This is a genomic window from Falsihalocynthiibacter sp. CO-5D18 (assembly GCF_041205445.1).
Lineage (GTDB): Bacteria > Pseudomonadota > Alphaproteobacteria > Rhodobacterales > Rhodobacteraceae > Falsihalocynthiibacter > Falsihalocynthiibacter arcticus.
On record NZ_JBGFCF010000009.1, the window covers coordinates 1 to 14,693 of the forward strand.

A 14,693-nucleotide genomic window follows, 5' to 3' on the forward strand; every position below is an offset into this window, starting at 1 on the left:
TACCGGCCCGCGGCATGTGAAACGTCGCAAACTGAGGCCTGACACATGACCGTACCCGATCACATGTACAAACTGTTGAAAGAATCTCTTGCATTGAACGGGGCATCCACACATGGGAGGGAGACCCAATGCTGCTTCGTCAGAAGTTTGGCAAGGCAAACGTGACGTCATTGGTTGAGCGCATCAGTCGCTTCACTGTGTTGCAAATGAACTTAAACCGAACAACTGCCCGCGTTATGGGGTATCTGGCGAAAGTCATGCGAACTCTGCCCTTAACGGCGCGCAAGTCTGTGACTTTTGATCAGGGTTCCGAGCTCATGGAGAGGCTGCACTTGCAGGCCTAGGTCGGCACCAAAACATGGTTCTACTATCCCTCAGAACCGTTGCTGAAGGGAACCGTCGAAAACGCCAACCGAAGGGCAAGACGTTGGCTGCCGCGAGAAATCGACCCCATCAATATCTCCAATCATCATTTGGAGAGTATCTGTGCCCGCCTGAATGCCACACCTAGCAAATGTCTGGGATGGAAAACGCCTGCTGAGGTGTTCAAAGAAAAGGTCTTGATTAAAGCCCAAAACTCACCCCAACTCAAAAGTCGCGGTTCATGTAGCGCTCACATGATGCAGCGCGAAAAAACGCGGCACGATCAAGTTTACAATTAATATGGCTCAGAAACAGAGGCCACAGTGATAGCTGGTCCATCAAAAACACTGTCAAAGGGTCCGTTTCCAAATTGTCCTCCTAAGCCAGAAATACTAGCTACTGGCGCTCCGCCTAGAAGGCCAACGATATAATCGACACATTCATCATCGGGGTTGAGGAATAGGAGTTTCTCTAGCTCCTGCTGAAGCACAGAGCGATCACTAATGTTCTTGTAAGCTTCGCAACGAATGTTAAGATTTATCAATGCCGCAGTTCGTGCATCCGCGTCTTGCGAAAAAGCCGCATCTGGAACTCCCATGCGCAATGTAATTGCCGCTAACGCTGCTACGATCCCAAGTTTCTTATTCATTTCGTCATCCCCTTATCTATTATAATAGAAGCGATAAAGTCATCAAATCTGCATAATTGCGTTAGACCTGAAATGGTCTTAAGGCAGAATCGCGAGCACGCATCATCATATTCTAGCCACTTGCTTGCCTAATTCTTGCCACAATATCAAGCCCTTTAAGGCAACCGTGCCTTATTTTGCAAAAAACAGACTGTTTCCAATAAATGACGGAATTCCCAAAAAACGGACGCTTGGTGTTGGCACACGGTGTCAAACGGACTTTAGGCAATAAAGGTTGTTTTCATTATGTTGCGATCAAGACACATGCATCGTGCCTAACAAAACCACGAGTTCTCAAACCAAACGGTTCGGATATCGAGGAAAATTATAGTCTGGACACATCTTCAATCGACTCAATTCTACTAAAGGGTGCTCGTTGATGGTTTGCCACAGCGCCGGTGCAATTGCTGCGATTCCAAAAGCCGCTAAGTAAGTGTATAAATTGAGTACACATGCGTGATCGCCTCTTGGAAGAATTGGGCAGAATCCTAAGTCTAAGATTTAGTCTGATTGGGATAACTTTTCTGGGCCGAAATGTATTACGTATCGGGGTCACAAAAAAACGATCATTCAACTTCACATCGTTCAGCACTCTTCCTGGCCAGTTGGAGCTGTCACAAAACGCGCTGATGGTCAGCATTCTGCTGTGCGCCCAACCGTTCGACGCAACATGTTTAACAAGCTTTCAGCTTGAGTGTAATATTTCACAACTCTGCGGAAGCCCGCATTCAACCATCTATTAATCGCGACGGGAGTGCCGTCGGACAAGTTCAAACTCGCCTTATCTAGGCCTGTAAGGCTATGTTTTTAGCCGAGCACGGGCCGCGCCACTCGGCGAGAGCGGCGGTTCGGACTAACTTGAAATGAACTCTTTGCGAAAGGCTGCGATCCTGACTGAAACGGTTGAAAACGGATGCGTAAACGGAAATAAATTTCTGCAGACTTTGCGTCCGACGAAAGCGGAGCATAGCACGCGCACTTCGTGGAAAACGTAGGTGTGAATTTTGGCTCTATTGTTATTCAGGCGGCCGGCCTCATTTCTGGTCACATTCCCGATAACTTTCGTCGTAGCATCATTTGAACGTAACCTGTCAGTCACGATGATTTTCCCTAGCCCATAGCGTTTCATCACATCATTATGAATTTGGGGGCTACGACACTTGGTGGCGTAGCTTTCCAGCACCTCTCCTTCGTAATCCACAGCTCGTACTAATAGTGTCGCTCGCCGTTCATTTTTACGAAAACCTCATCCAGATGCCAATTCCATTGAGGTCAGGATCACAATCGCTCCACTCGTTTGCGCCGGATTTCCGAGGCGAACATCGGGCCGAACCGGGACCAACAAAACGGAATGGTTTAATGGTTAACGTCGATGCCGCATTCGTATCGCAAGTCTTCTACATTTATGAGGTAGAGTGGAAAACTGACGTACATCATCACCGCAAGGCGAATGATCTCTTGGCTCGTTTTTGAAATAGCTAAAGGAAGTGGATTTTGTAATACACTGAAGCTAGTTGGCTACCCCGGTTCGCATAGGTCAGTTTCCTCTGACACTACCTTCCGGTGCGTTCCAAAAGTCAACTTTTGTCCCTTTAAGGCATGAACTGCCAGAGCTAGCCTATCGTTTGATTTCTCTGGATTCGTCGCGTTAAAAACAAATCACAGTTTGAAGCGAGATTTATTATTGAGAGGCTTTTATCTTCTTTACGTCCACGCCCCGAGAAATCAATTTATAGTCAAACTTGTTCTTCGAATAGACCCCATGCTTGAAATAGAAAGTCTTGGACTTGAAGGCCCCCTTAAAATTGGGTTGGGAATAGATTCCTGAGACCGCTGGCTTGCCATCAACCCAAACATCAGTACTAAACTCACCACGCCCTTTGAATTGGATCAGAATCCGAAGGTTATGCTCCACCCCATCACGACTTATTGTAACATTTGGTCGCCCGGTTTCTCGGATTTCCTCTTCGCACTGTTTACCGGACCCGAATTTAACGCCGCTTTGCAATCTGATAGTTCCATTCGGCGCCACTTGGACTTTTAGAGGCGGAGCACAGCTGTCACGACCGTCATGAATTTGGAAAATGTCGAATTTTTCCTTTGATTTGCTCTTCATGGCGACGTTTGTCTCGAACAGATATATACCCGTAATGTTGGAAGAGACCTTTTCGGATTTGATTTCCGCACGTTGATTGTATGACCCGTTTTCACAGCCGTTGGTACTTGTTTTGAAGGTGTAGGTTCCTCGCTTTCTCTTTATTGCTCCTTTGTCAACCGAGCATGATATCGTCCAGCGGTCCAAGGGCGTGGCGTTACCAGATACGGGCAAGCAGAGCGCACAGAAGAGAACAATGGTTGATATAGCATTCATAAATCGGCCCTTTCTTCGATAGTTTTTTAAAACGTAACTCATTTCAGAATAAGGATTCTGATTTTCCCACGGTTCCAATGCTTTGAACCAGAAGACACATTCTGCTCATTTGCCAATTATTGTACACCAAAAAGACCGACTTAAGAATAAACGGTGGTGTCAGACTAATACGAACTCGTCGCAGCTAGGCTAGGATCCCTGCCCTTTTATGCCGCGCAAAGACCGCTCCACTCAGCCAGAGCAACGGTGCGATTGGCTTAGAAATGAACTCTTTGCGATAGGCTGCGATCCTGATTGAAGTGGTTGAAAACGGATGCGTGAACGGAAACAAATTCCTGCAAACTTCGCATTCGGCGAAAGCGGTGCATCGCTCACTCTCGTCGTCGGAACGGCAAGTGTGAATTCTCAGCGCGATTGTTTTTCCAGCGTCCTGTTTCCTGTTTAGCCGCGCTACCAATCACCTTCATCGCGGCGCCGAATGAGCGAAGTTTGTCAGTGATTATAGTCTCAGGTTGGCCGTACCGTTTCATCGCTTTCTTCATGAAATTAAGGGCTGCGCCCTTATCGCGACGTTTGGTGACGTAGCTTTCCAACACCTCACCTTCATGGTCAACCGCACGCCATAAGTAGTGACGTTCGCCGTTTATTTTCACAAAAACCTCATCTAGGTACCACTGCCATTGAGGCCAGGATCGCAATCGTTCCACTCGTTTCTTTCGTATCTCAGGTGCAAAAATTGGCCCGACCCGGCTTCACCAAACCCGAACTTTTTCGTGGCTGACGTCAATCCCTCGTTCGTGGAGTAAATCCTCTACGTTTCGAAGTGAGAGCGGAAATCGGACGTAGAGCATCACCGCTAGACGGATGATTTCAGGGCTCGTTTTGAAATAGCGAAAAGGGGAGTGTTTTGTCATGGCCCTAACCTAGTTACTTACCCCGCCCCGCCCCGCTCAAGTCAGTTTCCTCTGACAACACCCGCGACTAGATCAGGACCGGGCGGGATAGTAAAATTTAAGCTCGGGCAGTTCGAAGGTAAAAAGTTGAACGCAATTCGCTGCAATTCTAAGCGATTTTTTTATGTGGGGTATTATTTGCGGTATCTAGTCATATTCGTCATTTTATCTAATGATTTCAATAGAAAGTGGCGGAGGAGCAGTCCGTTAGGCAATATTTCAATATTTGAAAATATATAATTATTTCAAACACTTAATAATTAATGCCGTCAACGGTAGTCGGCGAAATGTGCACCATATTGTGTACCGAAGTGTGTACCCATTTTGGCATTCACTCATGCACCGCCTCGACGAAAAACTAGGGGAGCGTTGCGGAAATTGAGACAGAAAACTTACACTTCAAGCTTCAAAATTGGGAGGACAATGCGCTAAACACTCATTGAGGTGGTGTCAGACCAATTCGAACTCGTCTCGGCAAGGACATCGAGGCTGTCCTTTATGCCGCGCAGAGTTCGCGCCATTCAGCAAGAGCGGCAGCGCGATTGAGCTTGAAATTGTTTCTGCTGTAGAGCGCGCGTTCTTGGTTGAAATGGTTGTAGACGGAGGCATGAACGGTGACGAATTTCTGCAAACTTCGCATGCTGCGGAACCGCTGCATGGCTCGTTCTCGTCGTCGAAATGGCAGGTGCGAGTTCTCGGCTCGATTGTTCAACCAACGGCCTGTTTCTTGCTTCGGAGCATTGCCGATGACTTTCATCGCAGCAGCATATGAACGTAGCTTATCCGTTACGATGATCTGCGGCGGACCGTGCCGCTTCATTGATTTCCTGAGGAATTTCAATGCCGCCTTGCGATTCCGACGCTTGGTGACGTAGCTTTCTAGCACCTCGTCTTCGTGATCCACGGCCCGCCAAAGGTAGTGCGTTTCGCCGTTGATCTTCACGAATACCTCGTCCAGATGCCACTGCCAGTTCGAGTAAGAACGCATCCGGCTAACCCGGTTTCTGCGGATTTCAGCGGCGAACATCGGACCAAATCTATTCCACCAATATCGAACTGTTTCGTGGCTTATGTCGATGCCGCGCTCGTGCAGCAGGTCCTCGACATTTCGGAGCGAAAGCGGAAAGCGAACGTACATCATGACCGCCAGGCGAATGATCGCAGGGCTGCTGTGAAAGTACTTGAAGGGGTCGCGTTTTGTCATGGATGGACGCTACGGAACCGCCCTGCCCGCCTCAAGTCAAACCCTTCTGACAAGACCCCAGAGATCCCTCTAGCACCAACTAGCTCTGCTCGGCTTGGCATTTCTTTAGGGCTACGATTGCGCGCTGGCTACCCGCTAAATCGATTTCTTCAGAGTCACCACTCTCACCAATAATCGTGACTGATAAACGCTTTCCGATTTCAGTTGTGAATTCTGGGTTGTTGAAAAAAGCATAACCTCCGAGAATCCCATTCTCGGAAACGCCCAGAACCTCGCCACCAAAGCGGGAAACTCCAAAATCGAAAATCACTGTTTTGGTTTCTGCAACCTTAATTCCAAACCAGTTCTGGTTAAAGGCGGCAAAAAAGGCGCCCTCACGGTTTGGAACGAACCCCACCCGAACGATAGTTCCGCTCGGAAAACCGCGCTCCATGAAACATCCGTTGTCCGCAGAAGAGACAACTTTTATTGCCCAATCTCCTGACATGTCCCAGTCCTGTGCCGGGCCGGCGACAACGCTGCTTGCCATCAAACAAAAACATCCAAATGCGAGCTTTAACATCGGGTTACTCCTTTTCCGCCAAGGGCAGTTTGTTCATGTGCAAGGCTCCGAGTTTTGAACCAATATTCCGAAGCTCATTAACAAACGGGCCATGGTAAGTTACGTTTTCCTGTATCTTTTATTCATTTTAATTGGAGAATGTCTGGCTGGCAGGGTGTCCTCTCGGCTGGCATTTGATCGGCTCCATCCGTGCGCTTCATGCGCGAACCACCAATATCCAACTTGAATTTAGGTTCAGACAGCTTGCCCGTGACATCGAAGGGCCATGCGCTGCGTGACAAAGGCTTGCCTGCGCGCCTTGGTTCGGCTCTGATTTGGATTTGATCCTGCACCCAGTCAACTGCGCCACGCGCCACGAGCTGAACGCTTCGTGTTTCAACGACGACGGAGTCAAAACTTACGTTGCCTGCGTTGATCTTAATTGGAGCTCTGACACATCTAATTTCAGTTTGGCGTGCCGCCAGTTCTTCAGAGAAAAGCCACGGAAATATGCCCAAACCCGCGAGTTCCAGTAGACTCGTCCCGATATACCCATTGCCCATGTTGAGGGCCGCTGAGCCGTAAAGGGAGTTCGCGAATACTTTGGCCGATTTGATATTTCCAGTCACGTCAAAGTTCGCGTTTAGCTTGCCGCCGGCATCGATTTTCAGTCCTATAGCATCAAGAATTTTCCCAAAATCCCACCCGTTAGTAGACCCTGAGACCTTCGCAATATCGGGGTTTTCTAAGGCATTCATTGAGGCTTCGACCTTGAAATACCCATCTCCGTAGAAAAACTCGAGGGGGCCAGCTTGGATCATGCCTTCTAGGGCTACGAACGTGCTGGACATTGAGGAAACGCCCGCATCACCGATGAACTCTTTCAACTCAAGCCCAATTTCCAGGTCTGTTTCCGTTAGAATGCGTGTGAGGCTTAATATTTCAGCATCTTCATCTTCTAAAACAAGAGGCTGAATTGGTGGGCGTTCGTCTTCTGGTTCTGCAGCCTCGTTGGAGGGAGCGCCTTTTCCCCTTGTTTTTCCAAGTTCCACAATAGCTTTAGCACCATCCCGAAGGTCCTCAAGACGCATTCTTTCGCTTAAGACAGTTCCGCGAATGACATTGATCTCCTGACTCAGATCGAAAGATACGTTCGTATCTAGATCACTTTTACCGGCCTTAAACTGAATGCCTATGTCGGCGGTTTTATCTTCCCCAGTGAGCTTTAGGCCAAGTTCGAGCTTTCCAACATCAACTGGTTCAACCTGCAATGCCGTGAGGAAGCTGGCAGAATCCTCAATATTCAAACTCGCAGCAATATTCACTCCATCCAACTTGGTTACATCTTCGATTGAGACTTCCGCATCCAATGCCCACAAGTCGGTATCTTCGGAGCGCGCTGAAAGGTTTTGCAGGCTTAGACTACCAGAAGCATCAGACACTCCGAAATCGGCAACGATGCGCCCGAACTTGGCAGCCTCGTCTTCGGAAAGCGACTTGAGTAGCAGCGACGACGGCCCCGCCAGTGTTCCAATCAAATCAACTGATTTGAACTTCAGGGCGTCGCCAATGTCGCCAGATGCTGTTAAAAACGGCGCAGCCTCGTCGCCGACATTAGCTTTAATATCCTGCAGACCAATTGTCCCTTCGGGAGTCACTTGGATGCGGCCAATTGATACAGGACCAACTTCGTCTAACCCAAAATCAGATGCATTTGTGCTCAAAACCAATTTTTCGAATTCAAGGTTTTGGTTTTCGCTGACAACGCGGGCATCGATTCCGACCAGCCTAATGTCTTTGATGGCTTCTGCTTTTGCGGGTTGTTGACCTTCAGGATGCAAACGCGCGAGCATTTGAATATCAAAACCCTCTCGTTTCATCAGGTTGTCGACGCCACCCTGGATGGTGATTTCTTGCCCTTCACTCAGTTGCAACACGGTGTCGATATCTTGGATCGACAGGTGATCCGCTTGGGACTTAACCGTGGCTGATAGGTTCCCGCGCCCTTCAAAGCTACGTTGCAAACCTAAAACATCAAAAACTTCGCCAATTTCTCCAGTGTCCAGATCAAAATTGGCCGAGTGACCGCCGCCTTCATCCGCACTGATTACTTCGCCATTATATGATAAAACGATTTGCCCGAAATTGACTATATTGGTGAATGGTTTTCCCTTGGGGTAATCACCATTAAGTTCAAAGGCCTCGCCGTTTACGGAACCATTACTGGTAACGGATACTAAATTACCGTCCTCCAGTTGTTCGAGAAGAACTGATTTGAGGTCAAAGTTGAATTCGAAGCCGTTTGGTTTACTGTCTATCAAGAGGCCAATATTCGTGAACGTCACGGTTTTATCTTTGAGGAAGCTTAAGATCGAGGTATTTTCGGATCGTGTGGCTTCTGTCGGAGCCCCTTCCTCAACAACAGTTTCTTCGACGACAGGGGCCTGCAAACTCTCGCCGTCTGAATCCGTTAACTTTTCTTCCCAACTTGTTGTCCCGTCGTCTTGGGTCAGTAAATTTACCTGAAGGCCGTCAATGATCAAATTGTCTAGAACGATGTGCCGGTCCAATAATGCTGGCAAGTCGAGATCCCATTCAAGTAGGCTCAACTCGGCCAAGTTTACGTTCGAAATTGTTGTGCTCGGAATGCTTGCGCCACTGACATGGACGCGCGTTGTTCGGCCGAGAAGCACACGAACATCGCCTTCGACCAGAAAATCTTGCCCGAGTTGTTTCGTCAGAATATTGCCGACCAGAGATTTGCGAAAATCCGAGAACAATGACGCGGCCAAAACCATCCAGACAAGTAAGGCCGTCACAACTAAGAGAACCACCAGCCATTTTACAGTCGATACAATCCATGTCGGCAAATCTCTTCTCCCCAATTTATTTCTCTCGTTTGCCAGCAGGCGATTTCAGCTCTCTACCACCCAATACCGGATCCACCTCCAAAGTGGGGCAATTGAGATTCCGCAATCAACACCTACTGTCAACCGCTCCAATGCGTGATTGTTTTCATCGAAAATGGATGATGGGTCCGTGTTCAAAGTCTTTAAAAATGACACATCTCCTTTTTCCAATCGATGGAGTGACAGTGTAATCACATTTCCCGAAAGGTCTACATACTTACACGATGGGTTTGATATCTTTCTGTTTTTTCGCCTGAATTCATACGTTCCAGCGATTGGTTAAATGTCCTAATTCTTATCGATGGCGATTGGCGGAAGCCCTCTGTTCAATGGTAAGCGGTGCGTCACTTCCCAAAGTTCCACGGCAGTAACTGCTCAATATCCTTCTGTTTGTGGCCGTTCGCAATGGCTGTGAGAACGCCAGTCAGATAAGCATGCGGCTCGATTTTGTTGAGCTTACAGGTTTCGATAATTGACGCAAGCATAGCCCATTTCTGTGCACCCGCATCATGACCCGCAAAGAGCGCATTCTTTCGGTTCAACGCGATGGGGCGCATGCAACGTTCCACAGTGGTATTGTCGATCTCGATGCGCCCATCGGTGAGGAACAAGTTCAAACCGTCCCAGTATTTGGCAATGTATTTTAACGCCAATCCCGTTGGGGATTTGGCCGAGACCTGCGCACTGTTGTATGTCAGCCATTGTTCAAAGACCTCCATGCGTGGCAACGTTTTTTCCTGACGTATTACTCGACGCTCATCAGCAGGCATGCCCCTGATCTGAGCCTCAATACGGTAGAAAGCTTTGATCTGTTTCAGGCCTTCCTCAGCGATAGGGGCAACATTGTTGATGGTCAGCTCGAACAATTTGCGACGTGCGTGTGCCCAACAATAGGCCAGCGCAATGGGGACGTCATTGCCGCGATTTTTAACACGATTATATCCTGTATAGCCGTCAACTTGGAGAACGCCACCAAACCCCTGCAATATCTCGACAGCATGCTTGCCAGCCCGACTTGGTGCATATGTGAACGCCACGGCTGGGGGCGCAGATCCGCCCCATGGCCTGTCATCTCGGGCAAGTGCCCAGAGATAACCTGCTTTGGTTTTCCCGCGCCCCGGATCGAGAACTGGGGCGGTCGTTTCATCCATAAAGAGCTTGGTGGATATTTTTAGATCCGCCTTCAGGCATTCATAAACTGGCGTCAGTTCATATGCGACGCGGCCCAACCATGTCGCCAGTGTTGACCTATCCAGATGCACACCTTGGCGCGCAAAGATGCCTGCTTGCCGAAACAGTGGTAAATGGTCTGCGTGTTTGTTTATAACAATCGTTGCCAAGGTTGCTTCAGTAGGCATCCCGCCTTCGATCAGGTGTGGCTTTGCTGGCGCTTGGACGATGCCATTCTCACACGCACGACACGCGTATTTTGGCCGACGCGTGACCAACACACGGAACTGGGATGGCACTATATCCAAACGCTCAGTGACGTCTTCGCCAATGATATGGCGTTCGCAACCGCAGTCACAAATGATGCAGTCTGGCTTAAGGACCTCCTCAAAGCGCGGCAAATGCTTGGGCAATGATCCGCGATTGGTGCGCCGCGGCCAGATAGCTGTTGCGCTTTACGGCCTTGCATCCATGCCCCAGCACTTGAAATCCGGGCTTGCTTTTGAGCGGGAAAGTCGTAGCTTTGACGCTTACAGTGATCGGGCAAAATTCCGCACCAAGTTATTCCACTTGAGGAATGCCAGTTTAAGCTATTTCTGGGAGAGAAATTAAATGAATTACCCAATCCGAACTTTTTTTGGCTTGGCATTAGCCTGTTCAGGGCTGACTCCGGTCTTTGCGCAGGACGTTCCTCATACCGCACCCGGCAACGCCGAATACTCCCCCTATCCAGAGCAGAACTTTCCAAATCAGGTCTTCTTTGGGGATACGCATCTGCACACGTCATATTCGACCGACGCAGGCCTTTTCGGGAACAAACTCGGCCCGGATGAGGCCTATCGTTTTGCCAAGGGTGAAATGGTAGAGTCCAGTACCGGTGTTCCTGCACGTCTGGACCTCCCACTGGATTTTCTTGTTATTGCGGACCACGCAGAAAACCTTGGCCTTTCTCCTCTAATTGCGGATTCCGATCCCACGCTTTTGGAAAGTGATTGGGGGCGTGAAATCCACGATCTTACCAAGGCCGGAAAGCTGGCCGATGCCTATACAATGTGGGCTGGTCGCCTCACTTCTCGGGATGATCCGCTTGCAGATCAAAAAGAACTTGTTGGAACAATGTGGGAGCAGATTACGTCCGCTGCTGAGACGCACAATACCCCCGGAAGCTTTACGGCTTTGATTGGGTTTGAATGGACCTCGACCCCGGGCGGAAGCAATCTTCATCGAAATGTGGTTTTCAGAGACGACAAATCGTTTGCAGATCAGATCATTCCGTTTTCAGTCTACGATTCCGAGGACCCGGAAGACCTTTGGGCATGGATGGCGGAGTATGAAAAGAATACTGGCGGCAAGTTACTTGCCCTTGCCCACAACGGAAACGTGTCGAACGGGCTGATGTTCGACGACGTGACATTTACCACCAAGGAACCGCTGTCACGGGACTATGCCGAACGCCGCATGCGGTGGGAACCTCTGTACGAAGTGACGCAAATCAAAGGCGACGGTGAAGCCCACCCGAGCTTGTCGCCGGACGATGAGTTTGCCGACTTCGAAACTTGGGACAAAGGCAGTTTCGGCGCGGCCAAGGATCCCGATATGATACCGCGCGAATATGCGCGCGAAGCTCTTAAGCGTGGCCTTGCTTACGAAGTTGCACTTGGTATCAACCCGTTCAAGTTCGGGATGGTCGGCAGCACGGATGCCCATACATCGTTGACAACTTCACAAGAGAACAACTTTTTCGGCAAAGTTTCTGCGGTAGAACCGACTGCTGATCCAATTCGGTTTGACGAAATGATTACAGGTTATTTGCCGGACCCAGAGGGCCGCGACTATATAACCCGTCACTATGAGGCGTCCGCATCTGGATTGGCAGCTGTCTGGGCGCGTGAGAATACGCGCGAGGCCATCTGGGATGCTATGAAGCGAAAGGAAGTATTTGCGACAACTGGCACGCGTATGCGGGTGCGCCTGTTTGGCGGATGGTCCTATACCGAAGCCGATTTGGTACGGTCCGATTTTGCGGCCTATGCCTATGACCACGGCGTGCCAATGGGGGGAGATCTGTCTACAGCCTCCACTGAGGCACCAACATTCCTAATTCAGGCACTGAGAGACCCGAATGGGGCTAATCTTGACCGTATTCAGATTATCAAAGGTTGGACGGCGGGCGATGGAGAGACTCACGAGATTGTCTATGACGTTGTGTGTGGAGGAGACAGGGTTGTTGAAGGCACCAGATGCGCAGAGGCTGTCGGCAACACAGTAAATGTAGAGGAAGCAACCTATGATAATTCGATTGGCAGTGGAGCTCTTCAATCACATTGGAGCGATCCGGACTTTGACAGTTCTCAGAGCGCCTTCTACTATGTTCGTGTCCTTGAAATACCAACCCCGCGATGGACAACGTTTGATGCGAAAATCTTTGGAGTTGAGCGCCCAACGGATGTGCCTGAAAGCATTCAGGAGCGCGCCTACACCTCGCCCATTTGGTACACGCCGAAATCGTGATCTACAGAAACACTCGATTGGACGAAGTCGCTAAGGCGGTTTCGTCCAATCAGTTCGGTCTGTTGCTCAATTTGATCGGCATAGAAACTTCGTCCCGTCTGATGGGATATGAGCAGGTACGTTGATGTCGCGCATTTTTTTGACCATCGGCAGGATTGTGAAATCTCCGTTGCTCCACTTTTTCCTGATTGGGGCCGCAATTTTTGCGACTTTCGAAGCTGTCTCGGACGGGCCTGAATATCAGGCCGCCGATGTCATCACCCTCACGCCGGAAGCCGCCGGGCGCCTTGCCGAAAGGTTCACCGCCACCCGGTTTCGCCCGCCGACGCCAAAAGAGATGGACGGCCTGATGCGATCCTGGGCGCTGGAAGAAGTCTATGTGCGAGAGGCTCTGGCCCTTGGTCTGGACCGGGGCGATCAGGTGGTGCGACAGCGTCTGAACTTGAAGATGCAGTTTCTGGCAGGGTCCGGCGCCGCCGTACTGGAACCCGACGACGCTACGCTGCAGGCCTATCTGGACAGCAACCCGGATAGTTTCTTGCCACCTGTGTTTATCGCGTTCGACCAACTGCTGTTGCCGAATGAACAGCCCAAGGTCATCGAGGAGATCCGCAATCGTCTGGAGAATGGCGCCGATCCCGCGACACTGGGTTCGCAGAGCCTGCTGCCTGGCACGCTCGCCATGACACCCGCGCCGGTCGTCGAGCGAACTTTCGGAACGGGCTTCTATGAGGCGCTGGCCATCTTGCCAGTCGGCGTTTGGGAAGGCCCGGTGAAGAGTGGCTATGGCTGGCATCTTGTGCGCATCACGGCCAAAAGCGAGCTTCCGGTCCCTCCACTCTCTGAAATCCGCGACCGGGTCGAGGCTGAATGGCGCGCCGCAAAATCAAAAGAATTGCAGGCAAGTTTTGGCGAGGCGCTGCTCGGGCGTTACTCCATTAACATGCCGCGCGCGGACGAGGTTCTGGGGCAATGAGGCGGCTACTACTGGTGCTTCTGAGCCTTTTCGCAACCTGTCAACCGGTACTGCTGTCTGCCCATGCGCTTGATCCGGGCTATCTCAATCTTGCCGCGATGGGGGAAGACCGTTGGCGGGTGACCTGGCGCATACCGGACCAGGGCGGCCGCCCGATGCCAATCGAGGCTTTGCTGCCCGAGACCTGTTCCTACGAGCCTCCGCCTGCGCCGGTTTTCGACGGGCGCGCCTGGATGAGCAACTGGGTTGCTACATGTCGGGGCGGATTGACCGATGGTGTCATCGAAATTCGCGGGCTGGATCGCACAAATACGGATACGCTGGTCCGATACGAACTGGAGCCAGGCAAGTCGCAAGTTTACCGCCTGACATCCGAAGAAGTCGCCTTCACCGTACCATCGAACCCGGGCCTCATTGGTGTCCTGTCGAGCTACATAGCACTCGGCGTCACTCATATCCTCGAAGGTGTCGACCACCTTCTCTTTGTCTTCGCGCTGTTGCTTCTGATCCGTAACCGGTCCCGGCTCTTTTGGGCGATCACGGCATTCACTCTGGCCCATAGCGTCACGCTTGGCGCCGCCACCCTGGGCTTGCTGAACCTTCCTTCGCCCCCGGTCGAAGCAGTGATCGCGCTGTCCATCGTTTTCCTGGCATACGAATTGAACTTTGCGCCAAGGGACCGCGACCAGGTGACCCAACGATTCCCCTGGATCGTCTCGTTTGCATTCGGCCTTGTGCATGGTCTGGGCTTTGCCGGAGCACTGCGCGAGATAGGCTTGCCACAAGACGACATTCCTCTCGCCCTGTTCTCCTTCAACATCGGCGTCGAACTCGGACAGCTTCTGTTCATCGCAGCGGTTCTGACCATTGGTGTCGTGGCGCAACGTCTCTTCCCGCGAGTCCAAACCCATGCGGCGGCTCTGACGCGAGTGGCAAGCTATGGAACCGGCAGCTTGGCAGCATTCTGGGTGATAGAGAGGGTCGCATCGTTCTGACCAGCCATCTGC

9 protein-coding genes and 3 pseudogenes are annotated in these 14,693 nt (G+C 50.7%); 4 read left to right on the plus strand and 8 right to left on the minus strand.

Translation table 11 applies throughout. The features are described 5' to 3' along the window. The first annotated feature begins 128 nt into the window (after window positions 1–128). Window positions 129–344 (plus strand): hypothetical protein, encoded by a 216-nt coding sequence (locus AB9F27_RS12755; RefSeq protein WP_369757791.1) that lies wholly within the window; start codon window positions 129–131, stop codon window positions 342–344. A gap of 314 nt (window positions 345–658) precedes the next feature. Here the strand turns inward: AB9F27_RS12755 and AB9F27_RS12760 are convergent, their stop codons facing one another. The 8 genes and pseudogenes from AB9F27_RS12760 to tnpC form a co-directional block, all read right to left on the minus strand. Continuing rightward, a complete protein-coding gene (locus tag AB9F27_RS12760) occupies window positions 659–1,012 on the minus strand; it encodes a hypothetical protein (protein ID WP_335586479.1) in 354 nt (117 codons plus the stop codon). Between the two features lie 824 nt (window positions 1,013–1,836). Beyond that, window positions 1,837–2,552 (minus strand): annotated as a pseudogene (locus AB9F27_RS12765) (transposase). A gap of 180 nt (window positions 2,553–2,732) precedes the next feature. Next, window positions 2,733–3,422: a heparin lyase I family protein gene (locus tag AB9F27_RS12770; RefSeq protein WP_335586480.1), complete on the minus strand. Its 690-nt coding sequence runs from the start codon at window positions 3,420–3,422 to the stop codon at window positions 2,733–2,735. 257 nt (window positions 3,423–3,679) lie between these two features. Then, window positions 3,680–4,336, minus strand: a pseudogene (locus AB9F27_RS12775) (IS6 family transposase). 535 nt (window positions 4,337–4,871) lie between these two features. After that, the gene (locus AB9F27_RS12780) at window positions 4,872–5,579 is read right to left on the minus strand and encodes an IS6 family transposase (protein WP_335586481.1); all 708 of its coding nucleotides are present in this window, start codon (window positions 5,577–5,579) and stop codon (window positions 4,872–4,874) included. A gap of 79 nt (window positions 5,580–5,658) precedes the next feature. After that, window positions 5,659–6,141: a hypothetical protein gene (locus AB9F27_RS12785; RefSeq protein ID WP_335586482.1), complete on the minus strand. Its 483-nt coding sequence runs from the start codon at window positions 6,139–6,141 to the stop codon at window positions 5,659–5,661. Between the two features lie 122 nt (window positions 6,142–6,263). After that, window positions 6,264–8,990: an AsmA-like C-terminal region-containing protein gene (locus AB9F27_RS12790; RefSeq protein ID WP_335586483.1), complete on the minus strand. Its 2,727-nt coding sequence runs from the start codon at window positions 8,988–8,990 to the stop codon at window positions 6,264–6,266. A 383-nt stretch (window positions 8,991–9,373) separates the two neighbouring features. Next, a pseudogene (gene tnpC / locus AB9F27_RS12795) lies at window positions 9,374–10,633 on the minus strand (IS66 family transposase); the annotation flags it as partial. 178 nt (window positions 10,634–10,811) lie between these two features. Between tnpC and AB9F27_RS12800 the strand changes: the two are divergent. The 3 genes from AB9F27_RS12800 to AB9F27_RS12810 all read left to right on the plus strand — a co-directional run bounded on the left by AB9F27_RS12800 (window position 10,812) and on the right by AB9F27_RS12810 (window position 14,681). After that, window positions 10,812–12,710, plus strand: coding sequence for a DUF3604 domain-containing protein (locus AB9F27_RS12800; RefSeq protein WP_335586484.1), 1,899 nt, complete (start codon window positions 10,812–10,814; stop codon window positions 12,708–12,710). A 124-nt stretch (window positions 12,711–12,834) separates the two neighbouring features. Further along, on the plus strand, window positions 12,835–13,686 hold the full coding sequence (locus AB9F27_RS12805) for a peptidylprolyl isomerase (protein WP_335586485.1): 852 nt from the start codon (window positions 12,835–12,837) through the stop codon (window positions 13,684–13,686). Continuing rightward, window positions 13,683–14,681 (plus strand): HupE/UreJ family protein, encoded by a 999-nt coding sequence (locus tag AB9F27_RS12810; protein WP_335586486.1) that lies wholly within the window; start codon window positions 13,683–13,685, stop codon window positions 14,679–14,681. The genes AB9F27_RS12805 and AB9F27_RS12810 overlap by 4 nt, the downstream gene beginning before the upstream one ends. The last annotated feature ends 12 nt before the right edge of the window (window positions 14,682–14,693 follow it).